The sequence below is a fragment of the Candidatus Omnitrophota bacterium genome, assembly GCA_028712255.1.
In the GTDB taxonomy this organism is placed as follows: domain Bacteria; phylum Omnitrophota; class Gorgyraeia; order Gygaellales; family Profunditerraquicolaceae; genus UBA6249.
Genome location: JAQTQJ010000003.1, coordinates 72,574 through 97,663, shown reverse-complemented (window position 1 = coordinate 97,663; position 25,090 = coordinate 72,574). Strand labels below are relative to the sequence as shown.

The 25,090-nt window shown below is 41.1% G+C and carries 21 protein-coding genes, 4 tRNA genes and 1 pseudogene; all 26 read right to left on the bottom strand.

All coding sequences use genetic code 11. The features are described from left to right. Window positions 1-48 precede the first annotated feature (48 nt). The gene (locus PHC29_02630) at window positions 49-1,563 is read right to left on the bottom strand and encodes a hypothetical protein (protein MDD5108388.1); all 1,515 of its coding nucleotides are present in this window, start codon (window positions 1,561-1,563) and stop codon (window positions 49-51) included. A 150-nt stretch (window positions 1,564-1,713) separates the two neighbouring features. After that, a tRNA-Asp gene (locus PHC29_02625) sits at window positions 1,714-1,792 on the bottom strand. 57 nt (window positions 1,793-1,849) lie between these two features. Further along, window positions 1,850-1,926 (bottom strand) — tRNA-Val (locus PHC29_02620). A gap of 94 nt (window positions 1,927-2,020) precedes the next feature. Beyond that, on the bottom strand, window positions 2,021-2,473 hold the full coding sequence (locus tag PHC29_02615) for a V-type ATP synthase subunit K (GenBank protein MDD5108387.1): 453 nt from the start codon (window positions 2,471-2,473) through the stop codon (window positions 2,021-2,023). A 59-nt stretch (window positions 2,474-2,532) separates the two neighbouring features. After that, window positions 2,533-4,287, bottom strand: a complete 1,755-nt coding sequence (locus tag PHC29_02610; protein ID MDD5108386.1) for a hypothetical protein — start codon at window positions 4,285-4,287, stop codon at window positions 2,533-2,535. Window positions 4,288-4,295: 8 nt separating this feature from the next. Then, a complete protein-coding gene (locus PHC29_02605; GenBank protein MDD5108385.1) occupies window positions 4,296-4,913 on the bottom strand; it encodes a V-type ATP synthase subunit D in 618 nt (205 codons plus the stop codon). Window positions 4,914-4,991: 78 nt separating this feature from the next. After that, window positions 4,992-6,290, bottom strand: a complete 1,299-nt coding sequence (locus tag PHC29_02600) for a V-type ATP synthase subunit B (GenBank protein ID MDD5108384.1) — start codon at window positions 6,288-6,290, stop codon at window positions 4,992-4,994. A gap of 1 nt (window position 6,291) precedes the next feature. Further along, entirely contained in the window at window positions 6,292-8,028 is a 1,737-nt protein-coding gene (locus PHC29_02595; GenBank protein ID MDD5108383.1) for a V-type ATP synthase subunit A, read from the bottom strand. Window positions 8,029-8,034: 6 nt separating this feature from the next. Beyond that, complete coding sequence (locus PHC29_02590; protein MDD5108382.1) at window positions 8,035-8,565, bottom strand: DUF2764 family protein; 531 nt, start codon at window positions 8,563-8,565, stop codon at window positions 8,035-8,037. Then, complete coding sequence (locus PHC29_02585) at window positions 8,566-9,168, bottom strand: hypothetical protein (GenBank protein ID MDD5108381.1); 603 nt, start codon at window positions 9,166-9,168, stop codon at window positions 8,566-8,568. Beyond that, on the bottom strand, window positions 9,161-9,847 hold the full coding sequence (gene pyrF / locus PHC29_02580; protein MDD5108380.1) for an orotidine-5'-phosphate decarboxylase: 687 nt from the start codon (window positions 9,845-9,847) through the stop codon (window positions 9,161-9,163). The genes PHC29_02585 and pyrF overlap by 8 nt, the downstream gene beginning before the upstream one ends. After that, complete coding sequence (locus PHC29_02575) at window positions 9,835-10,770, bottom strand: dihydroorotate dehydrogenase (GenBank protein MDD5108379.1); 936 nt, start codon at window positions 10,768-10,770, stop codon at window positions 9,835-9,837. The genes pyrF and PHC29_02575 overlap by 13 nt, the downstream gene beginning before the upstream one ends. Continuing rightward, window positions 10,764-11,540 carry a dihydroorotate dehydrogenase electron transfer subunit gene (locus PHC29_02570; GenBank protein ID MDD5108378.1) on the bottom strand — a complete coding sequence of 259 codons (777 nt, stop codon included), beginning with the start codon at window positions 11,538-11,540 and terminating at the stop codon, window positions 10,764-10,766. The genes PHC29_02575 and PHC29_02570 overlap by 7 nt, the downstream gene beginning before the upstream one ends. A gap of 135 nt (window positions 11,541-11,675) precedes the next feature. Then, window positions 11,676-12,362: an isoprenylcysteine carboxylmethyltransferase family protein gene (locus PHC29_02565; protein ID MDD5108377.1), complete on the bottom strand. Its 687-nt coding sequence runs from the start codon at window positions 12,360-12,362 to the stop codon at window positions 11,676-11,678. Then, on the bottom strand, window positions 12,359-13,159 hold the full coding sequence (mutM, locus tag PHC29_02560; protein ID MDD5108376.1) for a bifunctional DNA-formamidopyrimidine glycosylase/DNA-(apurinic or apyrimidinic site) lyase: 801 nt from the start codon (window positions 13,157-13,159) through the stop codon (window positions 12,359-12,361). The genes PHC29_02565 and mutM overlap by 4 nt, the downstream gene beginning before the upstream one ends. Before the next feature lie 45 nt (window positions 13,160-13,204). Beyond that, window positions 13,205-14,764 (bottom strand): annotated as a pseudogene (carB, locus tag PHC29_02555) (carbamoyl-phosphate synthase large subunit). Between the two features lie 147 nt (window positions 14,765-14,911). Further along, a tRNA-Arg gene (locus tag PHC29_02550) sits at window positions 14,912-14,983 on the bottom strand. Continuing rightward, window positions 14,983-16,224, bottom strand: a complete 1,242-nt coding sequence (locus PHC29_02545) for an endonuclease Q family protein (protein ID MDD5108375.1) — start codon at window positions 16,222-16,224, stop codon at window positions 14,983-14,985. The genes PHC29_02550 and PHC29_02545 overlap by 1 nt, the downstream gene beginning before the upstream one ends. A 2-nt stretch (window positions 16,225-16,226) precedes the next feature. After that, window positions 16,227-17,501, bottom strand: coding sequence for a dihydroorotase (locus PHC29_02540; protein ID MDD5108374.1), 1,275 nt, complete (start codon window positions 17,499-17,501; stop codon window positions 16,227-16,229). Continuing rightward, window positions 17,498-18,430 carry an aspartate carbamoyltransferase catalytic subunit gene (locus tag PHC29_02535; GenBank protein ID MDD5108373.1) on the bottom strand — a complete coding sequence of 311 codons (933 nt, stop codon included), beginning with the start codon at window positions 18,428-18,430 and terminating at the stop codon, window positions 17,498-17,500. The genes PHC29_02540 and PHC29_02535 overlap by 4 nt, the downstream gene beginning before the upstream one ends. Continuing rightward, window positions 18,430-18,969, bottom strand: a complete 540-nt coding sequence (pyrR, locus tag PHC29_02530) for a bifunctional pyr operon transcriptional regulator/uracil phosphoribosyltransferase PyrR (GenBank protein MDD5108372.1) — start codon at window positions 18,967-18,969, stop codon at window positions 18,430-18,432. Before pyrR ends, PHC29_02535 begins: the two co-directional genes overlap by 1 nt. A 195-nt stretch (window positions 18,970-19,164) precedes the next feature. Beyond that, a complete protein-coding gene (gene rsmI / locus PHC29_02525) occupies window positions 19,165-19,818 on the bottom strand; it encodes a 16S rRNA (cytidine(1402)-2'-O)-methyltransferase (GenBank protein MDD5108371.1) in 654 nt (217 codons plus the stop codon). A 75-nt stretch (window positions 19,819-19,893) separates the two neighbouring features. After that, window positions 19,894-21,732 (bottom strand): glutamine--fructose-6-phosphate transaminase (isomerizing), encoded by a 1,839-nt coding sequence (glmS, locus tag PHC29_02520; protein MDD5108370.1) that lies wholly within the window; start codon window positions 21,730-21,732, stop codon window positions 19,894-19,896. Window positions 21,733-21,751: 19 nt separating this feature from the next. Beyond that, window positions 21,752-21,826, bottom strand: a tRNA-Glu gene (locus PHC29_02515). 5 nt (window positions 21,827-21,831) lie between these two features. Next, window positions 21,832-24,264, bottom strand: a complete 2,433-nt coding sequence (gene gyrA / locus PHC29_02510) for a DNA gyrase subunit A (GenBank protein ID MDD5108369.1) — start codon at window positions 24,262-24,264, stop codon at window positions 21,832-21,834. Next, window positions 24,240-25,088: a hypothetical protein gene (locus PHC29_02505; protein MDD5108368.1), complete on the bottom strand. Its 849-nt coding sequence runs from the start codon at window positions 25,086-25,088 to the stop codon at window positions 24,240-24,242. The genes gyrA and PHC29_02505 overlap by 25 nt, the downstream gene beginning before the upstream one ends. Window positions 25,089-25,090 lie beyond the last annotated feature (2 nt).

The window sequence follows — 25,090 nt, the reverse complement described above, 5'->3', positions numbered from 1 at the left end:
AGAATCAAGGGGACGGTTCTCTTAAAAAAAGAGAACCGTCCCCTTGATTTAAAATTTTAACTCCGCATAACATTCAATTTGATAAGCATTATTTACGTGTCCATCCCCGCGTACAAAAGGACTAAATAAACTGCCATCTACATCATCACGCCTTTCTTTGTAAAAGGCCCCCGGGATAAAATAACCACCTAAAAAACCAACTGTCATATGCGTGTTTACTTTATAATCGACAAATAAATCCGCCTCAGCCCCTAAATCCCGGGAAAGATATTTTCCCTGCCCGTTTAAAGTTCCCACCGGCCTATTGAATGCCCTTAAATAATACCCGTATAAACTTACACAGAGTTTCTCAGTAAAATTATAATCAAAACCAACTGATGGCATAATCAAATTTTCAAAATCTCCGGAAGAAAATGTTTTTGGGCGCGGTACTCCGTAATTTAAACCATATCCTCCGCCCATAGCCACAATCGGAAGCATATTCACATTGCTACTGCTTATTGTATCACTTAAATTAAGGTTTGTGGGAGAAGAATAGCTAAAAGCACGGTTTTTCCCTCCGGCATATTTAGTTTCACCGTTTTCTGCGTCCTGCGGAGTGGCTTTATTCCCGGAACAAAATAAAAATTGCAACTCCGGAATAAATTTTCCTAAAGTATAATCAAGCCCTGAATAAAACATGTAACCGGTATGCGCAATATCTTTATAAGCACTATCTTGACTATGAGCATAGCCGAAATTATGCGCTGCTTCCAATTTCAAAGTAAAATCTTCATCCTTATATTCCCAGGCAGTACCAAATGTCCCCAATAAATCTCGATTTACGCTAGCTGCATAAAGACTGTCCCTTTTACCATTAGAAGTATAATCAGCCAACATCCCAAGATACGGCCAAAAAGTCTGTTTACCGGCAACTATCTTTACATCAGTGGCAAAAAAATTAGCGGCATTAGGTTCATATTTCTGGCCCTGCTCTTTTTCTTGCTCAATCGGCGGGCCTAAACGATTTTTATAAACTAAATCCGGGCGGCAGTAATAAAGCCGCCAAAAGATATTTTGCGTCTGTTGATATAAAGTAACCCCGTAATTTTCATAATTGCCGTTAAGGGAAAAACCATTTCCTACTTCATAAATATACAATCCTGCCTTAACCCCAAAAATATCAGCGAGTTTGGAATCAAGCCAAAATTCCTCAACTTGCGGAAGCAATTCTGTGTTGCGGTATTTTTCAACTCTCCCACCGGAATTAATCAGTGTATTGTGGATAAAAAGCGGCGCGCTGTAATCATAAGGCCCGTTACGCTCAAGTTTAAGATAAAATTTATTTCCTGACTCTTTAAAATCTCCACTGAAAGCAAAGCTATAATCTATGCCCAAATAGAGGGTATAATCATCCTTATTATGACTATCCAAATCTACTACGTTTTTAAAACTTACCAGATCCGTACGCAGGTAGTTATCTAATGACAACGCTAGCTGATCGGTGTTAAGTAATTCGTAGCTGTAAACCAAAGAATTGAAACTGAGGGTTAAGATTAAGACAAAACCGGGCTTTTTTAACATTTCCTAATTCTAATAATTATCCACAACCGTAGGGGATACTTAAGTATCCCCTACCTTGTTAACAACTTAAGCTATAATATCATCGGGACAGAAAAAACTCAAGCGATGTAATAAAAAGCGCCGTAAGTAATTTACGGCGCTTAATTTTACTGGCGGGGCCGACGAGATTCGGACTCGCGATCTCCTCCGTGACAGGGAGGCGCTTTAAACCAGGCTAAGCTACGACCCCAAACATAAGAGGCTAAATTCTAGCCTAAAACCTTATTATTTGCAACAAGTTTTTAAATGGTGGGCGATAGAGGACTTGAACCCCTGACCCTCTGCGTGTAAAGCAGATGCTCTAACCAACTGAGCTAATCGCCCAAATTAATTTATGAATATGTTCACAGCAAATACAACTAACCTCCGCCGAAGGCGGATCAGCCTACGGCTGAAACTCAAGCTAATCGCCCCTCTCTTAAAACTTACCTAAGAGCGTCATGCAGAAAGCCATCACAAAGAGAGCGACGGTTTCAGTCATGCCTAAAACGACGATATAATTAACAAATCCTTTACCGGTTTCGCCCATGGCGTCGCAGGCGCAAGCGGCGCATTTACCTTGAAAAAAAGCCGATAACCCGATTGCCAAACCGGCAAACGCTCCCACGCTCCAAAGATATAAGCCTTTAGCCGTAACAATTTCCAGCATTTTATTCATAACAATCATTCCGTACACAGTCTGCGTCAGGGGAGCAGCAGTAAAAGCTACCAACATAAAAGAAGCTGGTTTATTCTGCGAATAATTCTTCTTCCATGCTCCAATAGCGCTCATTCCAGCAATACCAGTACCCATAGCAGAGCCAAACGCCGAAAATGCCAATACTAAAATCGCTCCCAAATCTTTAAACTGCATCATTAATCCTTGCTCCATATCATCCTCCGAAATCTAGGACACGGTTCTCTTAAAAAAGAGAACCGTGTCCCCATGTTTTACTCCCTTAATGGCTTATACGCCATGCCACTCCACGAAATATTAGCATGACTGGAGAATTCCAAAACATTAAGCCTTATCCCATGCACTAAAACTGATAGGGGGCCTAAAGCAAGGCATAAAATATGACCAAGCATAATAACAAAAACACTTGTTAATAAAGCAGCTACACTTCCAAAACCAATACCAGCGGCCATAGAGTTAAAAGTGTCGGCGATAGCCACTCCTGCCAGCCCTACTGCAAAAAGACGGATATAAGAAACCACTTCGCCGAAACTACTTATCAAGCTTAAAGCCAACGTAATTAAATCAATGTTGAATATTTTAAGAATATTCTTCTGGGGATTATTAAATAAAACCACCAGGCTTATCCCGGATACAATTAACCACGTACAAAAAGAAGGCAAGGGTATTCCCAAAATAAGCATCTTTGCCAGAAAGAATACAGACCAAATCACGCCAATCCAGCCAACATCAGCAAGAGCCGCCACAGAAGGCAGTTTAATTACCGCCCGCCAGATATGGGCAACACTAAGGTGCAATGCTCCTACAAAAAAACAAAACGCCTGGATAGTGCTGGGATTATTTAAGGCAGGTACAAGAGGCTTATACCCAATTTTTAAGAACCACTCCTGTCCAAAGAACGTTCCGGTTAACAGCCCCCATATAATAGCGCATAAACTCAATAAATAAAAGAGAAAAAAAATGGTTTTATCTTTGACTTTTGAGCCTATTTTTCTATGCACCAAGAAAGTCAAAAGCATATAAACAGCACCATAGCCGGCATCACCAATAAGCATACCGAAGAAAAGGCCAAAAAAGAAAATAAAAACCGGGCTAATATCCCACTCATGATATTCTGGAAAAACTTCCAAAAACTTAAAAACCGGGCTAACTACTGAGATCCAGCGCGGATTACGAATTAATGTCGGAACAGTGTCTGTTTCGTAAGGCTCGGTTATTGCCAATGCCCATTGCTCCTGATGCGCCAAGAAAATCAATTTTTCTGTGCTATCAGAAGGAATATAACCGCTAATATAAGTTAGCGTCTCTGCCTGGCCCATACCACTTAGCGTCTCCTGAAACTCCAGTTCTTTTTGTAAGGCAGATTTAATTTTGTTTAAAGAAACTACATAACTAAGTTGATCCGTCAACTGCTGCTCTATGTCACGGATACTCTGGCTATCATCTTCTCGTCGTTTGAGCATTTGGGATAAGCTCATCTGAGGCAAAGGGATTTCTTTAATTCCAATATCTATTGGGCGCGTACGCAGGAGAATACAATTAGCAACCCCTCCTTTAACAGAAAGCTTATTAATTACAATATCCTCGGGAAGAGAATCAAGCTGTTTAAGTGGTATCTGAAAAAGTGCCGCAAAGATATTATGTTTAGCTAAATCCGTAAAGCCTTGCGGATCAAAATCACCCCATTCTTCATATTGCTTAATGCGTATAGAAATGGTGCGGAAATATTCTGCTAATTGTTCCTTATGTTTATATAACTCAATAATGTGCCGGCTAACTTTTTGCCCGTCAGTTACTTCTTTCTCAACAAAAATATGTTGTGGGTCAGTTTTTATTCCCAACAGAACACTTAATGCCTGGTTAAACAAAGCGATTGTCTCAAGCAGAGAGTCGACATCTTTACCTTTGGGAGGCTGCTGATGCTCGACATGCAAAACCCCAAGCCTACGTAAGCTGCTTACGGCGTTTAAGCTGTCTTTGCCTTGAGCAACCACTACTACTTTTTTCATGGGTACAATCAAGCTAATCCTCCTGCCAAGGCCAGTTCTTCGATCTTTCTTTTGGCAATTTTACACCGGCCAACTGCATTAGCCATCTGATCACCGATATAAATTTTAATTAAACGGATATTTTCTTCTGCTTCCGGAATCTTTACCTTCTCAAAAAGATTTACTCTTTGGGTAGTAATACGCAACTCCTGGCGCAATATAGCTATACCCTGCTCAATCACCATAATTTCTTCCTTCAAAACAATAATTGCCCTAAACGCATCAATAGCTGCGTCAACCCATAAAGGCATGGTAAATAAATCGTACTCTGCCGCGGTAAATTCTATTTGGTCAAAAACAAAAATATCCGTTCCCGCTATATTTTTAGGATGAGTAATTATTTTATGCGGCAACAAGAAGGGCTTAAGATTAACCGCTTCATCGCTAAGCAAACCAATCCAAAAGTCAATTGCCTGCTTTTTTTTAGAAATTAATTGTTTTCTTTCCTCAAGAATTAAACCTTGTTGAAGTATTTCAAGCTGTAGTTGTTGTTTTTTTAATTGCAGAGTAGGAAGATAACGCTCAAACTGCTTTAAGGCATCACGCTGCCTTTTTAATTCGCCTTTAGTAAGTTTTATCTTTGCCATAATTAGAATCTGGGGGACGGTTCTCTTTTTTATTACAAAATATTTCTAAAAAAGAGAACCGTCCCCATATTTTTCTATCTACTGCTTTTTAGGCCAGAATTGCTCGATAATGGAAAGCTTTATCCCGGTCTCTTCAGGGACAAAACAATCGCTTAAAATCTGCCAACCTAAATCCAGGGCTTTTTCCAAAGGAATATTTACTTTAAGCGACATCATGTTCTTCTCAAAAAGTAAACCATATTTAAGCAGTTTATTATCCCAGGCGCTCATCTGAAACCCCATCGACTGTTTCTCCAGAGCCTCCCGGTAACTGGCAAAAAGCTGAATCATTGTATCCATGATTGTACGGTGGTCGGCGCGAGTTTTTCCGTTTACCTGCTGTTTAAGCCGGCTCAACGAACCAAAGGGTTCGATTACCCCGCCTTTTAGATAAAACTGGCCCTCGGTAATATAACCCGTATTATCCGGCACAGGATGCGTTACATCATCGCCCGGCATAGTAGTAGCCGCAAGAATCGTAATAGAACCTGCAGTGTCAAAATCCACGGCTTTCTCATAACGACTGGCAAGCTGGCTGTAAAGATCTCCAGGATAACCACGGTTGGAAGGAACCTGCTCCATAGTTATGGATATCTCTTTTAAGGCATCGGCAAAATTGGTCATGTCGCTTAATAAAACTAACACACGCTTACCTTTTAAAGCAAAATCTTCTGCTACTGCCAAAGCGATATCCGGAACCAGAAGGCATTCTACTACCGGATCGGATGCGGTATGCATGAAAAATATTGAACGGCTTAAAGCTCCGTGCTGTTCTAAAGTGTTTTTAAAAAACAGGTAATCATCATATTTTAAACCCATGCCACCTAAAATAATAATATCAATTTCAGCTTGAATGGCAATCCTGGCCAAGAGTTCGTTGTAAGGCTCTCCGGCAATAGAGAAAATAGGCAACTTCTGGGATTCAACCAAAGAGTTAAAAACATCAACCATAGGAATCCCCGTGCGGATCATTTTGTTGGGAATAATTCTTTTTACAGGATTAACCGGAGGCGCTCCGATATCCACCAAGTTCTCCGAAAGCTCAGGTCCCCGGTCCAAAGGTATACCACTCCCGTTAAATATGCGCCCTAATAAATTATCTCCGGTAGCCACGCGCATCGAATGCCCCAAGAAACGTACTTTATCACCCGTAGAAATCCCACGGCTTCCCGCAAAAACCTGCAGAGATACTCTCTTGCCATTAATACGGATAACCTGAGCCAGGCTTGTTCCGGAACGTAAAGTAATCTGGGCAATGTCATTATAGCCCACGCCCTCAGCTTCAACAGTAATTACGTCTCCGGCAATCTGGATTATATTAGTATAGACTTTCTGCATTTCATTTCTCAATCGGTATTCTTTTTTCTTCCAGCAATATAGCGATCTCTTCCTCGATGCGCTCAAACTCTGCGCTATTCCAAAGGCTTGAATTCCAGGTACGAAATAACTGCCCTATTTTTTGGAAAAAATGCAGGGCATTTTCTTTATTTTCTAATTTAAAATCAGCAAACAGGATATCATGGATAAAATCAAAAATATAAAGCTGCCTTTCTTTGGAAGTAGCCTCATCAACTGCGTCAAAAGCATTCTGCTGCAAGTAAACAGAGTCAAAAAACTCGCCCTTGAGATATCCGATATAATCCTTAAGCGAGGTACCTTCCTCTCCGATAACCTTCATCATCTGGGCAATCTCATGGCTCCTGCGTAAAGCCTCATGAGCGGAATTTTCTTTTTCATCGTCGATAAAACCTTTATATTTGCTCCAGCTAATTAGCGGGTCAATTGCCGGATACCTGCGGCCGTCGGAGCGTTGGCGGGAAAGTCCGTGAAAAGCCCCTACAACTTTAAGGGTAGCCTGAGTAACCGGCTCCTCAAAATTTCCGCCTGCCGGGCTAACTGCCCCTCCAATAGTAACAGACCCAAATGTGCCATCATGTAACCTAACCAATCCAGCCCTTTCATAAAAAGAAGCGATACGCGATTCAAGATAAGCGGGAAATGCTTCTTCCCCGGGAATCTCCTCAAGCCTTCCGGACATCTCGCGCATAGCCTGGGCCCATCGCGAGGTAGAATCTGCCAATAAAAGCACACTCAAACCCATCTGACGGTAATATTCTGCCAAGGTAACTGCAGTATAAACACTGGATTCGCGGGCAGAGACGGGCATAGAGCTGGTATTGCAAATAATCACCGTACGGTCAATAAGCGGCTTATTGGTGCGCGGGTCAATTAGTTCTGGAAATGTTTTTAGCGTTTCCACTACTTCTCCGGCACGTTCGCCGCAGGCCGCAATAATTACGATATCAACCTCAGCATGCCGGCTAGTCAATTGTTGTAAAACAGTTTTTCCCGCGCCGAATGGCCCGGGAATACAATAAGTTCCGCCGCGGGCAACCGGAAATAAAGAATCAATCAGGCGCATTTTGGTTACTAGCGGCTGGCTAGGTTGTAATTTTTCAGCATACGCCTGGATAGGAACCTTAACCGGCCAGCTCTGCTTTAAAAAAACGTCATGTAATTTTCCGGATTGATCCTTTAGAACAGCAATTCTTTCATGGATCTTGCGGGTTAACCGGCTCGATATTTCAACTACTTCCAGAACTCCTTTTAACCCAAAAGGCACCATAATATAATGCTTAAAAACCTTTTCCGGAACAAATCCTAATTTACTACCGGCTAAAACCTTCGCGCCGGTTTCTACTAAAGGAGTAAACTCCCATTCTGTTTCTGTTAACGCCTCTAAATAAACACCCCTTTTAAGGAAAAACCCGCATTGTTTGGCTAAAGCAGGGAGCGGATTCTGAAGGCCATCAAAAATCTGGCCTAATAATCCAGGGCCCAGTTCAACAGAAAGTAACTCATTGCTAAATTCAACCTGCTCACCTACTTTTAGGCCTGTGGTACTTTCAAATACCTGCATCTGTGCGCAGTTAGCTCTGACACGAATTACCTCTGCTTTCAGGCGCTGTTCTCCATGCAGGATATAAGCCACCTCATTCTGGATAACAAAGTCATCCAGTTTAACAGTAACCATATTTGCGTTGATTTCCGCTATATGCCCTATTCTTTTATTCATCATAAATTAATGCGCCAATACTTTTTCAATCAGCCCTGCTTTATCAGAATTTCCAATTTTAACCCAGCGATCCAGGATAGCTAACTTTAAAGCATAAATCAAAAGAAAATCGAAATCAAAATAATGCCCCATAGCTAATTTATCCAGCAACTGCCAACGCTCAAGATCCAAATACCTTTCTGATTCTAAAATAGAGTTTTGGCGTAAACTTGCCTGGGCAATATGTGTTATATTTATATCAAAAGGCGCACCTGGGCGTAAGAACCTCTCTGAGTTAATCTTTTTACGGGCTGCCCGGGCGCGAGCCAATTCATTTCTTAGCGCCAGATCAAATTCTTTCCATTTCAAAAGTATATTATTTTGGGGTAAATCCAAAGCATAAGCATCGGTAGAAATAGCCTGTTTAATCAAATCCAGATCCTTCTCTGGAATAAGCTGGGCGCAGCGATCCAGAAAAACCTCCAAACTAATTGTTGGATTTACCGTAAAATGTAACATCGGCAGGCTAGAAATTAAATAAATATAGAAATTCGGCATTTATTCTGTTTTTAGTATCCGGCCTAACTCAGGCCTGATATTTGCGGTAATATATTCGGCTAAAGCGGTATCGGAAAAATCAAAATGCGATTTCCCGGCATCAAAACTAATGCGCAGCCCTGCACCAAGCTCATCGCTGGATTTAAGCATAATCTGCGACTTGGTTTCTTCAATAAGTTTTTTTAAGAAAAATTTCTCCAGATGCTTGCGGTCTTCGTGGCTGAGAGTGACAATAACCTGCAAACCTTCCTTACCCAAAGCCCCTTTAATTAATGCCAAAATGATCTTAAATAACTCTTCCGGAGTCAGGCTCTGACGGATATTCTCTGCCACTAGGCGATCAAGAACCGCGTTAATTCGGGCTCTCAATGTAATCAGAAAATCGCGGCCCGCCTGAGCAAGAGAAGTTTCCATAGAGCGTTTAGTATTATCTGCTTGCTCCTGCGCGCTACTAATAATCTTTTTTGCCTGGGCATGCGCCTGAACAATAATAAGTTGCGCCTGGGCATGCGCCTTAGCCTCTATTTCTCTCGCTTTATCCTCAGCTATTTTTATACCTTCTGTCTGAATTTTTGCAATTAAGTCCTTAATTTCTTTAGCCATGTATATCTCCCAAAAGTTCTTCTACTTGTGCCTTTGGATTATCCGCTTTCAATATAGGCCTTCCGATAACTAAAAAATCACTTCCGGCATCTACCGCTTCTTTTACCGTGGCTGTGCGCTTTTGATCATCGGTAACAGCTTTAGCCAGCCTTATTCCGGGAGTAATTATAAAAAATCCTTTTTTTATTTTCTTACGCAGGGCTGCGGCCTCGACAACAGAACAGACTATACCATCCAAACCGCTATCTATTCCTTTTTGTGCCAATTTTAAGACGTCTTTCGATTTTGCCGCGCTACTGGTTAAAACCGTTACCCCGATCAATAAAGGTTTGGGTATATTTAACGCTTGTGCTTGCGCTTTTGCCGAATCTACGGCAGCCTTGATCATTTCTTCCCCGCCGCAAATGTGCAAAGTAAGCATTTTTACTTTAAGGCCTACTGCCGCAGCCACAGCCCCGGCTACAGTGTTGGGGATATCAAAATATTTAAGATCCAGAAAAACCGTAGCGCCTTTTTCATGCAGCAAACGGATGATCTCCGGGCCATAGGCGGTAAAAAGCTGGCTTCCAACTTTAAAAGTTTTAATTTTGGGATAAAGCTTGTCTACAAAATTTTTTGCACTCTCTATAGTGTCTACATCTAAGGCGAGTATAATCTCAGGAGAGTTTAATTTTTGCATGTTTTTAATCTGCCAATTATGCCGCTTAAATTCCCAATATCATTGTCTGTCATGTACTGATTTAACCCCCCGATAATTTCAAGGCTGGCTTGAGGATTAATAAAATTTGCGGTTCCTACGCTCACAGCTGTAGCGCCGGCAATAAAAAACTCCAAAGCGCTTTCTGTATCCATTATACCACCCATGCCGATAATGGGAATTTTAATTTTATTATATACTTCCCAAACCATCTTAACCGCAACAGGCCTGATTGCCGGTCCGCTCAAACCGCCCACCCATGCGCCTAGTTTTGGAATACGCTTGTTTACGTCAATACTCATACCACCAAGCGTATTAATTAAGGCTAACGCGTCAGTTCCTGCATCTTTGGCACTTTGCGCAATTTCACAAATCGAAGTGACATTGGGGGACAGTTTAGTAATTAGGCATTTTTGCGTAATCTTACGTACTACGCTGACTAATTTAAAAGTATCGGAAGCATCCTGGGAAATAAGTTTATCTTTTTGCAGGTTAGGGCATGATATATTTAATTCAATTGCGGAAACTTCATCTATCAAATCCAGCTGCTTAACCAAAATAGCAAATTCCTCCGGGCTTTCTTCGCTAGCTATACTTACAATAATTGGAATGGCTAATTTCTTTAAAAAAGGAAGTTTTTCTTTGATAAATTTATCTATACCGGGATTCTCTAGTCCTATAGAATTAAGCATACCAGCAGGAGTTTCGCAAGTACGAGGGGCAAGATTACCCTGGCGGCCCTTAATAGTAATAGTCTTAGTAACAATTGCACCCAGTTTTTTTAAATCAATAAAATCCCTAAACTCCTCGGCGTAACCAAAAGTACCACTGGCTACCATTACCGGATTCTTCAGTTTAAGATTTCCAATACTTACGCTTAAATCTGGCTTAGCCTTCCTTACCATGCCAACTCCTCATTGGAAAAAACCGGGCCATCCTTACAAACCCTTTTATAGCCGCCTTTAGTAGCCACAACGCAACCTAAACAAGCACCGATACCGCAAGCCATATGCTCCTCCAAAGAAAGCTGTGTATGGATTTTATTTTCATTGGCAATTTCACTTACCGCTTTTAACATTGGGCCTGGACCGCAAGAAAATAATCTTACCGGCTTGGCTTGTTCTAAAATAATTTGTAATAAATCTGTAACCTTGCCTTTAAATCCCGCTGAGCCATCATCGGTAGCTAATTTTAAAATACAACCTAACCTTTTAAACTCCGGTGCGCAGAGAATTTGCCTTTTTGTTTTAGCTCCGATTAAAACCAGTGGCTTACTTACCTTTATTTTTTGAGCCAAGAAAAACAGCGGAGCAACCCCCATACCCCCAGCAACCAGGATATTTTTAATTTCAGATACTTTAGCCTGCTGCCTATAATTAAAACCATTGCCTAGCGGGCCAATAATATCCAACAACTCCCCTGGTTTTCTTGTGGATAAAATCTGGGTGCCCCTTCCAATAACTTCATAAAAAAGTTTAACTTTAACACCTTTTACTCCATGAATACTCAAAGGCCTTCTTAATAAGGGCTCGCATCCATCGCCAACCTTAATATCTACAAACTGCCCCGGTAAAGCATTTTTAGCAATTATTCCTGCCTCAAATTCCAAATGCCAGTAATTTTCTTTAAATCTTTTATTGGAAATTATTTTAGCTTTTATTTGAACTGGGTTCATTTTTTTGTTAACAGCTTAACTCTTGGAAGACGCTATTAGTGTCATTGCGAGGAGCGAAGCGACGAAGCAATCTCTTAAAAGATTGCTTCGCCCTTCGGGCTCGCAATGACACGATTATTTTTAAACACCGAACTATTACTTTTTTTGATGCATCCGTTGATTAAGTAAAATTATTAAAATTGTAAATAAAATAAATGGTATAAATAACCATGTAGACTGTGCAAGATATGCCTTTAATCCAACCTTGGAAATCCCCCTCAAGGATTCAACTAACAAAACTAATAAAAGTAACGCAAGAATCGAACCAATCTCTTTTTGAAACCAATTTATTTTTATCGGCAGGTACTCAATAATATCCAATTTAATTATGGTGGATAGGGAAGGGAAAATACGGGGGACCTTACGGCAATACTCCGGGTAGGAATCCGGAAACATCGATAAGAGTTTGTTTTCTTCTTTATAGATAAGCAGAATATAACGAATAATGAAAACTATAATAAAAATAGCTGCTGCCCACCATTTAAAAACCGCTAACACCACTCCAAGCCCGATTAAAAATATCCCTACATACATGGGGTTACGTACCACTTGATATGGCCCGCCCTGTATTAATGCCTGGCTGTCCTGAGAATTTTCTGCTTTATATCCCCGGGCGCAAACGCGAATAATCTGCCCCAGAAGAATAAGTGAAAAACCAATAATGCCTAAACCCTTTTCCCAAAAACCTACCGAATAGCTCCGAAAAAAAACATTAGGGTACAATATAACCCCGATTCCGGCGCAGACCATAATTATTCCGTTAATCTTAAGGCGCTTTTTCATTTTTGGCACTTAGGGCAAAAATAGGTTCCCCTACCCCCCTGAGAGATCCTTTTAATCAGGCTTTTACAGACAAAACAAGGCTTACCTTGCCGCCCATAAACCCGGTGGAACCTGACATAATCCCCCGGCTTACCGGAAACCCGCACATAATTATCTACCGAAGAGCCTCCATGCTTAATCGCATTAGTTAATACATCTTTAATTTCTTTATGTAAGGCTTTAATTTCGTTTTCAGTTAGGTTTTGAGCAGGCCTTTGCGGATTAATCTTTGCCCGGAATAAAATTTCCGCAGCATAGAGATTGCCAATCCCGGAAATAAATGATTGGTCCATAAGCAAAGGCTTGATTTTAGTTTTTCTCTTAGAGAGCATAACCTTAAAATCGGTTAAAGTCAAACCAAATGGTTCCGGGCCAAGATTCTGAATAAATTTTAACTTTTTCCAATCCTCTACCAAGCGCAGTTCGCCAAATAAGCGCTGGTCATTAAAATCTAGAATAGAACCATCGGTAAAATGAATTGCTACCCGGCTTTCCTTTGCCCCTCCGGGATAAACCAGTTGCCCTGTCATTTTTAAGTGAACAGTCAAAAATTTACCATTGGATAATTCAAAAATTAAAAGCTTGGCTTGGCGTAAAATACCCTTTACGGTTTGTCCCTCTAAGGATTTAATAAACACTGCCGGCGTTGGCTGGCGGATAACCTTTGGGTTATGCACGCTGACCTTGGTAATCTTCTTGCCTAAAATTACCTGTTTAAGGTCATTCTTAATTGTCTCAACTTCTGGTAGTTCTGGCATAATATCGCTAGCTCCATCATTCTGAGGAGTGCGCCACAGGCAGACTCAAGATGACTGTTTTGTTTTATAATACTCCTGTAAACATTTGACTTTAAGTTTTTTCTTCATCAATACCTCTATTCCGTTTACCGTAGCTTGGGCGCCAAAAATAGTCGTACTATAAGGTATACCATGCAAAATAACCTGTGAGCGAATTTTTACCTCATCCAGCCGCGGAATCCTCCCTGATGGAGTATTAATCACCAGCTGGATCTTACCTTCTTTCATTAAATCCAGCACATTAGGCCTACCCTCTGAAATCTTTGGTAAAACTTTGGCCGCAATATTACTTTTAGCCAATGCCTGAGCTGTTCCACTGGAAGCGTATATTTTGAAACCTAAATCTTTTAGTTTCTTGGCAATTAAAATAATATTTCTTTTATCGCGGTCGTTGACAGAAATAAAAACATTTCCTTTCTTGGGCAATTTCTGCCCTGCAGCAAGCTGGCTCTTGATATATGCCTGCCCAAAATCTGCGTCGATACCCATTACCTCGCCAGTAGATTTCATCTCCGGCCCAAGGATTATATCTACCCCCGGGAAACGATTAAAAGGAAATACCGATTCTTTAATAGCCACGTGCCCAGGTATAATTTCTTTAGTAAAACCCAACTTCTTTAATTTCTTCCCTAACATAACCTTGGTTGCTAATTTTGCCAGCGGTACTCCGATTACTTTAGAAACAAACGGCACGGTGCGCGAAGCGCGGGGATTAACCTCTAATATATAAACTTTACTATCCTTGACCGCATACTGCACATTCATTAAGCCCACCACATTTAATTCTTTGGCCATATGAATTGTCGCCTGACGAATTTCTGTTAATATCTGGGCGGATAAAGTATATGTTGGCAGAGACATCGCTGCATCACCAGAATGCACCCCCGCCTGCTCGATATGTTCCATAATCCCGCCGATTATAAAATCTTCCCCGTCTCCGATCAAATCAACATCAACTTCTATGGCATCCTCCAGGAATTTATCCACTAGAATAGGATGCTCTCCTGAAACCGCTGAAGCTTCCTTGATAAACTTTTCTAAAACCTGCTCATCGTAGGCAATCTCCATGGCTCTGCCGCCTAATACATATGAGGGCCGTACCAATACCGGGTACCCTATTCTATTAGCCACCTCTTTTGCCTGTGCAAATGTAAATGCGGTTCCATTAACCGGCTGCAGGAGCCCAAGTTTATTCAGCATTTGTTTAAAACGTTTACGGTCTTCAGCAATATCAATACTATCAGCGCTTGTTCCTAAAAGATTAATCCCGGCTTTAAGCAGAGGCACAGCTAAATTAAGCGGAGTCTGACCCCCAAATTGTACAATTACACCCAATGGCTTCTCTCTATCAATAATATTCATAATATCTTCAAAGGTAAGCGGCTCAAAATAAAGCCGGTCAGAAGTATCATAATCAGTTGAAACCGTCTCAGGGTTACAGTTAACCATAATACTTTCTACGCCTTCTTCTCTTAAAGCATACGCCGCATGGCAACAGCAATAGTCAAACTCGATTCCTTGGCCTATACGATTGGGACCTCCTCCTAAAATTACCACCTTTTTTTTCATTTTGTCTCCACTTTACTCAATATTTTGCCTAAATTATGGTTAATTTACTCCACTTACGTAATTGTGAGCTATCTCAAAACTAACTTATCCACAACTGTAGGAGATACTTAAGCCTCCCCTACATTGTTAATAACCTTTCTTTTTTGCCCCTGACAGGAATCGAACCTGTACCACCAGCTTCGGAGGCTGATGCGCTATCCGTTGCGCTACAGGGGCTAGAATAAACTTAACTGCTGCTCGGTTTTTTCTTGCTGCTCATTATCATCAAATATCGAAATTATCCCGTATTCACCATCAAAACCAGCCTTAATATTCACCTTGCCTGCGCGTACACGTAAAACTCCCTCCACAACTTTAGGAGGCAAACTTTTAAGCAGCTCTTCTTTTGATGCTTTAAGTAAAATATTAAACTCCGTACTGAACTTGGGTAAATAAGCAAGATAATCTCTTTCAACATTTACAGAAGCCTTTCCTACGCCTTTGGCTTCCGCAATTATCTCAGCAAACGGAATTAAGTTCTTAAATGGAATTGCGTTATCCGGTTTAAAGCCCTCTGGGCGGTCAGCTAACTTTTCCACCCGATTAACTACCCCAACGGTAACAGGTTTACCGCACTTAGGGCATTTACCATTGTGATCTTTTGTCTCTTGCGGCGACCAACGGATACCGCAAAGCCTGTGGCCGTCAAAATGATATTTACCTTCCTCAGGGAAAAATTCAATCGTATATAAAAATTTTTGCTTATCTTTATTTTTTAAAACTTCACGGATTATTTTATAATCCAACACGCAATTAAAAACATTTGCCTCTCTGCCAATCTTCGATGGAGAATGCGAATCGCTATTAGAAATTAATGTAAATCTATCCAGCGCGCTTAAACGCCAATTCATCGCCGGATCACTGCTTAATCCAGTCTCAAGCGCAAATATCTTGGGTGTCTGTTCCTCAAAGCAATCTTCGATTTTATCAAATCCGGACATTGAGCCAAACACGGAGAACCATGGCGTCCAGATATGGCCGGGCACAACCATACAATTTTCATCAATATCAAAAACAATCCTGGCAATTTCTGCAGCAGATAAACCAACAATCGGCCGGCCGTCGCTGGAAAGATTCGCGCCGCGGCGAAAAAGTGCGTTGTTAATTTTATCTACAACAGCAAAAGAAGGGGCAAAAATAAGGTTATGTACCCGGTACCCCTTACCACCCTTAGAGTAAATACTACTGATCTCCGCAGTAAGCATAAAATATATACCAGCATATTTATATAAGCCATTGCCACAATCTTCTAATGAATGTTTTAGTTCCTCCAGCCACAGGTGATGGGTAAAATCACCCGTGCCCATTAAGGTTATCCCTTTTAGCTTGGCCCATTCAGCCAAATGCTTGATATCCATATCGCGGCTGGTAGCCCGGGAATATTTAGAGTGGATATGAAAATCAGCGATAAATTCCATCTTTACCTCTTATATACTATTTTACCATTACAGATTGTGTAATCGACTATACCTTTGAGTGTTTTACCAAGAAAAGCGCAGTTTTTGGATTTAGAGATCAGGCTTTGCTTATCCACTACCCATAATTGCTGGTCAGAAATTATAATTACATCCGCAGGCGCATTCTTTGTTAGCCTACCTGCATCTATTCCGAGTATCTTAGCGGGATTTAAACAAAATTTCTCTATTAATTCCGGCCAAGTTAAAATCTTCTTAAGCAATAATTCGGTTATGCTCACAGAAAGCTCGGTTTCCAATCCTACTACCCCAAACTCTGCGCGCTCAAACTCAATATCTTTTTCATTTTCCGTATGCGGGGCGTGATCCGAGGCAATCACATCGATTGTACCGTCTTTTAATCCCTGCTTTATCGCCAAAAGGTCTTCTTTGCTTCTTAATGGTGGATTCATCTTCATATTTGTATCATATCCTAAAAGCGCCTCTTCGGTCAGGGCAAAATAATGTGGCGCAGTTTCGCAGGTCACTAAAACACCTTCTTTCTTAGCCTGAGCAATGATCTCTACAGATTCACGGCAACTAACATGGGCAATATGAATTGAGGCGCCGGTTTTCTTTGCTAAATCGGTATCTCTCCTGACTCTTTTATACTCCGATTCATTGGAGATACCACGCAACCCTAAACGTGTAGAATTAAAGCCTAAATTGATAAGCCCTTTTTGCGCAAGCTCTTTATCTTCCGAGTGACAAATAGTTAGGAGGCCTAATCCTTTTGCTTTTTTTAATGCCTCACACATTAATTCATCACTATCCACAGAAGATCCATCATCGGATATGGCGTAAACACCGGATTTTTTTAACGAAGCAATATCGCTTAGCTCTTTGCCAAAGCGTCCTTTAGTAATCGTTCCGCAAATAAGCGCGTTAACTTTTGTACTTTGCTTAATGATTCTCTGTAATAACTCTACGCTTTCTGCGCAGTCCATCGCTGGCTGAGTATTAGGCATAGCCAAAACTGTAGTTACTCCGCCTTTGGCAGCAGCAGCTGTAGCAGTAGCTACTGTTTCTTTGTCTTCTCTGCCTGGCTGGCGTAAATGTACATGTATATCAATAAGCCCAGGAGCAACAATTTTATTATCAGCATCAATTATAGTTTCGGGCTTAGCTTGGATATTCCTAGCAACTTTGAATATTTTATTACCCTCAATCAAAACATCCAGTATCGCATCAATTTTGTTTTCTGGATCAATTACTCTGCCACCTTTTATCAATATGCTCATTTTTTTGCTTCTTTAGCTTGACTAACTAAAAATAAAACCGCCATTCTCACGGCGATACCATTAGTCACCTGCTCCAAAATTACAGAATTTTTCCCATCTGCCACCCCGCTAGACATCTCAATCCCGCGGTTAATCGGCCCCGGGTGCATCACCACGATATCTTTTTTAGCTTTAGCTAATCTTTCTTCGGTAATGCCAAATTTTTTAAAATAATCCAGCTGTTCTGGGAATGCTGCGCCACTATCGCGCTCAAACTGCATTCTTAAAACATTTACTGCATCGGATTTCTTTAATACTTCGTCGATATTGCTGGATATCTTTGCTCCGGTTAATTCAATTCCTGGCGGAATAAGCATTTCTGGAGCACATAACGTTACAGAAGCCCCTAATTTAGTCAACCCCCAAATATTGGAACGGGCAACCCGGGAATGGGCAATATCTCCGACGATAGCAACATTTAAACCTTTAATTTTTCCCAATTTTTCTTTTAATGTAAAGATATCAAGCAGCGCCTGAGTAGGATGTTCATGCCAGCCATCTCCGGCATTTACCACGCTGATATCTAAAGCGCGAGCAAGCATGTTCGCTGCCCCCGAACAATTATGCCGCATAATAATTATATCTGCCTTAAGCGCCTGAATGTTTTTACCAGTATCAATTAATGTTTCTCCTTTGCGTACACTAGAAGTCTCTGTGGCAATATTAATTACATCAGCAGAAAGCCGTTTGGCAGCTACTTCAAAAGATACACGTGTGCGCGTAGATGGCTCATAAAAAAGATTCACTGTGGTTTTACCGCGTAAGGCTGGAACTTTTTTAATTTCTCTTGTAGAAACTTCTTTAAATGACTCGGCGGTATCTAAAATAATTTCAATCTCTTCGTAAGTTAAATACTCCAGGCCCAAAAGGTCCTTTTTAGTCCAAACCATTATTCCTTCTCCGCAATTAACACTTCATCACTGCCATCAGGCTCTTGCAAATGTACTTCCACAGATTCTTTACTAGAAGTGGGGATATTCTTACCTACAAAATCCGCCCGTATTGGCAACTCGCGATGCCCCCGGTCCACTAAAACCGCCAGCTGTATGGATTTGGGCCGGCCAAAATCAATCAATGCGTCTAATGCCGCCCTGATTGTACGGCCGGTATAAAGCACATCATCAACCAATACCAATTTTTTTTCATTAATATCGAAATCTACCTCTGTTTTACGCACTAGCGGCTGGCCGCTAGCCAAAGCCAGATCATCACGGTAAAGGGTGATATCTAAAGCTCCACATGGAATATCAGCCCCTTCAATTTTCTTAATGCATTCGGCAATACGTTCTGCGATATAAACCCCCCGATTCCTGATACCTACGATGCATAAATCTGCTGTCCCTTTGTTCTTCTCAATAATCTCATGGGCAATACGCATGATCGCACGAGAAATTCCGTCCTGATCCAGAATTTTAGCTTTTTCTTTCATTTAAAATAAAGGGGACGGTTCTCTTTTTTAAGAGAACCGTCCCCCGGCATAAAATACCCCTGGCTTTGTTAGCCAAGGGTTCATATTTTTTGATCAGATTAGTATTCATCTTATCTACCTTGCCAGCTTCGCAGAGCCGGGCTTAAAGGTCCATTTATTGGTTTAAGTATACCATCAACTTCCTCTTTGTCAAGGTTAAATTACGATTGCAAACTCACCACGCGGCTTGTTTACCTTCAGTTTTTCTTGAATATTTTTAGGGCTATCACGCAGGATTTCTTCAAACTTTTTGGTTAATTCCCGGGCAACCGTGATTTCCCGGTCACCAAACACCAAACTGACATCCTCCAAACTAGCCAGAATTCTATGGCAGGACTCATAAAAAACCAGGGTACAGCCTAGTTTTTTGAGTTTCTCCAGTTGATTTTTACGCGCACCGGTACGATTAGGGAGAAATCCGGCAAAATAAAATTCATGCGCCGGTTTTCCTGAAAGCACCAGCGCATTGACAAAAGCTGCCGCGCCGGGGATAAAAGTCATCTCCAGATTATTCTGTATTGCCAGGTTAATTAGATTATACCCGGGATCGAGAATCCCCGGAGAACCAGCATCAGAAACCAAAGCAATATTCTTGCCTTCTTTTAATAAACCAATTAAATACTCGCCTTTAGTAAATCGATTGTGCTGGAAAAAACTTGTGGTAGGACAAGTAATCCCGTAATGGATAAGCAAGATTTTGGTATGCCGCGTGTCCTCGCAGGCAATTAAATCTACGCTTTTTAAAACTTCCAGCGCCCTAAAGGTTAGGTCTTGTAAATTACCGATTGGAGTAGCAATAATGTATAGCATATTAGGCCCCAGATACTAACTCTAAACAAAAGGTATAAGTTGTAAGCTTACGGCTTAAAACTTACCGCTTATGGCTCATTCTACAGTTACCGATTTGGCTAAATTGCGCGGCTGATCCACATCACAACCACGCTTAACAGCAATATGGTATGCTAATAATTGCAGTGGTAAAACTACCAAAAGGGGAGAGAACATTTCTTCTATTTTTGGGATATAAATTATTTCACGGGTTAATTCTTGAATTTCTCGGTCCCCCTCAGTGGCAATAGCAATGATTTTCCCTTTGCGCGAGCGGATCTCCTGAATATTGGAAATCATTTTTTCATAAACTTTAGAGGAAGGCGCAATACAAACCACCGCCCGATACTCATCAATCAATGCTATCGGCCCATGCTTCATTTCTCCGGCAGCATACCCCTCAGCCGGAATATAAGAAATTTCTTTTAGTTTCAATGCTCCTTCTAAGGCCGTGGGGTAATTTACATTCCTGCCTAAATATAAAAATGACCCTAGGTGCGAATGTTTACGCGCAAGCCTGGAGATATTCTTTTGCCATTTCAAAATCTCAATCTGGTGCTTGGGGACTTTTTTTAATTCATCCAATAATTTTTTTATTCTTGCAGCAGGTAAAACTCCGCTTATTTGGGCTAGATAAAAAGAAAATAAATACAAAGCGGCTAACTGGGCGGTATAAGCCTTAGTCGAGGCAACTCCGATCTCAGGCCCCGCATGGGTATAAATTATACCGTCGGATTCCCGGGTTAATGTCGAGCCTAAAACATTGCATATGGAAATTACTTTTGAACCGCGACGCTTGGCTTCTCGGACACCTGCTAAGGTGTCGGCTGTTTCCCCTGATTGGCTAATAGCAATAACCAGGGTTTCCGGGCCAATCAAAAGATCCCGGTACCTGAATTCACTTGAAACATCAATCTGGGTAGGGATTGCGCAAACTGATTCCAACGCATATTTGGCGACCATGCCGGCATGATAGGCAGTCCCACAGGCAACGATAAATATTTCTTTTATTTCCTTAAGCTGAGCCTGCGTAATATTTAGCTCTTGAAAAAATATCGCACCGGTTTCTTTATTAATACGAGAATTAATCAGGTTTTCTAAAATTTTTGGCTGTTCGTTAATTTCCTTGAGCATAAAATGATCGAACCCGTTTTTTTCTGCCTGGTCTATATCCCAATTAATATGTGTAATATTCTTAAAAACGGTTTTTCCCTCAAGGGTGCTTACTTTAAAATTATCTTTGCCTAAAACCACCACTTCATTTTCATCAAGAAAAATAACTTCTTTGGTAAAACCCAACACTGCCGGAACATCCGAGGCAAGAAAGTTTTCTCCTTTCCCTACACCTACAATCAAAGGGCTGCCAAAACGGGCACCAATTAATTTATTTGGTTCTCTTGCCGAAATTACGCCAATAGCAAATGAACCTATCAATAATTTAAGGGATTTACATACTGCTTCTTCAAGGGGGAGATCTTTATAAAATTTTTCGATTAGGTGCACAATTACTTCAGTATCTGTCTGGCTACTAAAAATATGCCCTTCTTTAATTAACTGAAGCTTGAGAGCCTCATAATTTTCAATGATTCCATTATGTACGACAGCAATCTGTCCGGAACAATCATGATGAGGATGAGCATTGGCCTGCGTGGGAGCTCCATGTGTTGCCCAGCGAGTATGCGCAATTCCTACTACACCGCCAAGAGGTTTATTCTTAACTAATTTTTCTAAAGCATTGATTTTTCCGGGAGATTTTCTTATACCTATGCTATCTTTTTTAGGAAGGATTATTGCTATGCCGCTAGAATCATAACCACGATATTCCAGGCGCCTTAAACCGGATAATAAAATAGGCTGTGCCTCTTTTTCACCAATATATCCGACTATTCCGCACATTAAGTACCTACAATTTTATTGACCCCAACGGGATTTGGACCCGTGTCGAGAGCTTGAAAAGCTCTTGTCCTGGACCAGGCTAGACGATGGGGTCGAATTTTATGCTTCCTCTTCCGCAATCACCGGAGCAACGCAGGAAACTCGATCTTTATCTTGCAACTTAATTAAGCGCACGCCTTGCGAGGAACGGCCGGTCGAGCGAATGTCTTTTATCGCACAGCGCAGAAATATTCCGTTCTGCGTAATGACCATCAGTTCATCTCTGTCATTTACAGTCTTTAAATTTACTGCTTGACCGTTTTTATCTGTAACTTTAATATTAATTACACCTTTGCCGCCGCGGCTAGTCAATCTATATTCATCAATGGTAGTACGCTTTGCAAAACCTAATTCCGTAACTGTTAATATTGTTGATGCCTTTTGAGGAACGACCATATCGATAACTTCATCTTTTTTAGCCAGAGATATCGCACGCACGCCATGAGCACCCCTACCCATTTCACGCACTTTGTCTTCTGAGAATCTTATTGCCTTACCCTGTTGAGTCCCGATAAGCAGTTCCTGTTTTCCATCAGTCATCTCTACGCCAATCAATATATCATCTTTATCCAAAGTGATCCCGATAATCCCGCCTTTACGCGGATTGCCGTATGCCTCAAGCCTTGTTTTCTTAATTTGGCCCATCTTAGTAACCATAACCAAATACTTATCCGCAGAAAATTCTTTTACAGGAATAGTTGAGCTAACCTTGGCTGACTGCTCCATCTGTACAAGATTAACAATAGCTTTACCTTTGGATATACGGCTGGCCTGAGGAATTTCATAAACCTTTAACCAATGCACCTGCCCTTTATCAGTAAAAATAAGCAGGTAATCTTTAGTTGAAGCGACAAAAAGATGCTCGCTGAAATCCTCTTCTTTTAATTCTGCCCCTGTGGACCCTGTGCCTCCGCGTTTTTGTTTGCGGTAAGCGCTTACCGGCAGCCGTTTTATATAGCCACCATGGCTAATCGTTACCACTACATCCTCTTCGGCAATTAAATCCTCAACCTCCAGCTCCTCTGCTTCTCCTACAATATCGGTGCGGCGGCTATCGCCATATTTTTTCTTTAGTTCCTCTAACTCTTCTTTAATAATAGCTTCAATTTTTTTAAGTGAACCCAGAATTGCCCGGCATTCTTCAATCTTCTTCAAAAGTTCCGCATACTCTGCGTCAATTTTGTCACGCTCAAGAGCAGTTAAGCGTTGTAATTGCATCTCCAGGATCGCCTGAGACTGAATTTCTGAAAGTTCAAACTCCTTCATTAAATTTAATTTGGCCGCCTCTACGCTCTTAGAGGTCTTAATAACTTTAATAATCCGGTCAATAAATTTGAGCGCGATTTTTAAGCCTTCCAAAATATGCGCGCGTTTTAAAGCTTTATCCAGCTCAAATTGCGTACGCCTACGGATAACTACCTTGCGATGCTCAATATAACAATCCAATACCTGGCGTAGATTTAAAACTTTAGGCCGGTTATCCACCAACGCCAACATAATAATGCCAAAGGTGTTTTCCAGCTGAGTATGTTTAAAAAGCTGGTTTAAAACAATCTGAGACTCAATATCGCGTTTGAGCTCCACGACAATGCGCATGCCTTCTTTGTCTGACTCGTCGCGGATATCTGAAATGCCTTCGATTTTTTTATCATCAACTAAACCAGCAATTGACTCAATGAGGGCAGACTTTTGTACCTGATACGGAATTTCGGTAAAAATAATCAGATCTTTGCCATTTTTCTGATGCTCGACAGTCGCCCGAGCGCGTACAAGAAGCTTACCTCGCCCGGTAGTATAGGCATCTTTAATCCCTCCCTTACCACAAATTAAGCCCCCAGTAGGAAAATCCGGCCCTTTAATATAACGCATTAAATCTCTCATTTCTGCTTCAGGATGATCCAGGATATAAATAATCGCCTCGCAAACTTCAGTTAAATTATGAGGTGGAATATTAGTAGCCATGCCTACGGCAATACCGCTTGAACCATTCACCAAAAGGTTGGGCAAGGTTGCCGGTAATAACAGGGGTTCTTTTAAAGATGAATCAAAATTTGGCCCAAAATTTACCGTTTCCTTTTCAATATCGCTTAACATCTCATCAGCAACTGCATCCAAGCGGGCTTCCGTATAACGCATAGCTGCTGCAGCATCACCATCGACCGAGCCAAAGTTGCCTTGGCCGTCGACCAAAGGATATCGTAAAGAAAAATCCTGAGCCATTCTTACCAACGTATCATAAATAGCAACATCGCCATGCGGATGGTATTTACCCATGGTTTCGCCGACGATACGAGCGCATTTTTTATATGGTTTGGAGTGCTCAAGATTGAGTTCGCGCATCGCATAAAGGATCCTGCGATGCACGGGCTTTAAGCCATCGCGCACATCAGGTAAAGCGCGGCCGACAATAACGCTCATGGCGTAATTTAGATAAGAATCTTTAACCTCATCTTCAATGTAAACCTGAATTATTTTATCGTTGCGTGTATACATGAATCCTCTGATACTTCTCTCAATTTTCTATATAATACTACTATCATCGTTGTAAAAAACGGAACCAATACAGCATTAATAAGCACCATGTATATTACCGATCCCAACTGCGCTCGGTTAAGATCCGAACCTGTGGACGATAATGCCCCGGCAATAACTATAGGAACCAAACAAGCTATGCCCACTACCATAATTAATCCATAAACTCCTACTACGGGATTAATATGTTCTTTAACAAGGCAGAAACTGCGTTTTAAAGCCGAAACGGGCCCACTGTTTTCAAAAACGCACACCAATACAGATATAGACCAACGCAGTAAAAAGAAAACTAAAGAAGAAACAGCTACAATTACTAAAACAGAACAAATCAGCGCCGCCAACATTTTGTTAATCTCTGACAAAAATACCAAAGCTACCACCACAGATACTCCGGCCACTATTATAATGACCATAATGAATAACGTAACACTTAAAATGAGTGCTAAATATTTTACTAAAAACAGCCTGGATTGGCTTATGCTCTGGCCAATTGTATAATCCTCAGTACTGACCGCCTTGTTCGCGCCCAGCAATAAAGCAACATGCCCCCAACTGCTGATTACAATCAAAAATAAAAACCAAAGCAAGGCTGCCAAACTCGGCTTTTGATCCGCAAACTGCCTTACCGCAGGGAACAAAGAAATAATAGTAACCGGTAAATTGAAAATCAAGTAAATTGCGCTCAACTTACCAACATTTTTCCAGCAAACGCGCCAAGCCTGTTTAAAAATGGAAACAGGAGAAATAGCGTTGTTTTTCTCTTGAACCGGTATAATTATTTCCATAG

Bases quoted from the DNA above. Each gene is read 5' to 3' on its own strand.
- PHC29_02575 (MDD5108379.1), bottom strand. From the start codon at position 10,770: ATGGTAAGGAAGGCTAAGCCAGATTTAAGCGTAAGTATTGGAAATCTT.
- PHC29_02610 (MDD5108386.1), bottom strand. From the start codon at position 4,287: ATGAAAAAAGTAGTAGTGGTTGCTCAAGGCAAAGACAGCTTAAACGCC.
- PHC29_02615 (MDD5108387.1), bottom strand. From the start codon at position 2,473: ATGGAGCAAGGATTAATGATGCAGTTTAAAGATTTGGGAGCGATTTTA.
- PHC29_02565 (MDD5108377.1), bottom strand. From the start codon at position 12,362: ATGAAAAAGCGCCTTAAGATTAACGGAATAATTATGGTCTGCGCCGGA.
- pyrR (MDD5108372.1), bottom strand. From the start codon at position 18,969: ATGAAAGAAAAAGCTAAAATTCTGGATCAGGACGGAATTTCTCGTGCG.
- PHC29_02630 (MDD5108388.1), bottom strand. From the start codon at position 1,563: ATGTTAAAAAAGCCCGGTTTTGTCTTAATCTTAACCCTCAGTTTCAAT.
- PHC29_02545 (MDD5108375.1), bottom strand. From the start codon at position 16,224: ATGGAATTTATCGCTGATTTTCATATCCACTCTAAATATTCCCGGGCT.
- PHC29_02595 (MDD5108383.1), bottom strand. From the start codon at position 8,028: ATGAATAAAAGAATAGGGCATATAGCGGAAATCAACGCAAATATGGTT.
- rsmI (MDD5108371.1), bottom strand. From the start codon at position 19,818: ATGCTATACATTATTGCTACTCCAATCGGTAATTTACAAGACCTAACC.
- PHC29_02590 (MDD5108382.1), bottom strand. From the start codon at position 8,565: ATGCCGAATTTCTATATTTATTTAATTTCTAGCCTGCCGATGTTACAT.
- glmS (MDD5108370.1), bottom strand. From the start codon at position 21,732: ATGTGCGGAATAGTCGGATATATTGGTGAAAAAGAGGCACAGCCTATT.
- PHC29_02585 (MDD5108381.1), bottom strand. From the start codon at position 9,168: ATGGCTAAAGAAATTAAGGACTTAATTGCAAAAATTCAGACAGAAGGT.
- PHC29_02605 (MDD5108385.1), bottom strand. From the start codon at position 4,913: ATGGCAAAGATAAAACTTACTAAAGGCGAATTAAAAAGGCAGCGTGAT.
- pyrF (MDD5108380.1), bottom strand. From the start codon at position 9,847: ATGCAAAAATTAAACTCTCCTGAGATTATACTCGCCTTAGATGTAGAC.
- gyrA (MDD5108369.1), bottom strand. From the start codon at position 24,264: ATGTATACACGCAACGATAAAATAATTCAGGTTTACATTGAAGATGAG.
- PHC29_02600 (MDD5108384.1), bottom strand. From the start codon at position 6,290: ATGCAGAAAGTCTATACTAATATAATCCAGATTGCCGGAGACGTAATT.
- PHC29_02570 (MDD5108378.1), bottom strand. From the start codon at position 11,540: ATGAACCCAGTTCAAATAAAAGCTAAAATAATTTCCAATAAAAGATTT.
- PHC29_02505 (MDD5108368.1), bottom strand. From the start codon at position 25,088: ATGGAAATAATTATACCGGTTCAAGAGAAAAACAACGCTATTTCTCCT.
- PHC29_02535 (MDD5108373.1), bottom strand. From the start codon at position 18,430: ATGGTTTGGACTAAAAAGGACCTTTTGGGCCTGGAGTATTTAACTTAC.
- mutM (MDD5108376.1), bottom strand. From the start codon at position 13,159: ATGCCAGAACTACCAGAAGTTGAGACAATTAAGAATGACCTTAAACAG.
- PHC29_02540 (MDD5108374.1), bottom strand. From the start codon at position 17,501: ATGAGCATATTGATAAAAGGTGGCAGAGTAATTGATCCAGAAAACAAA.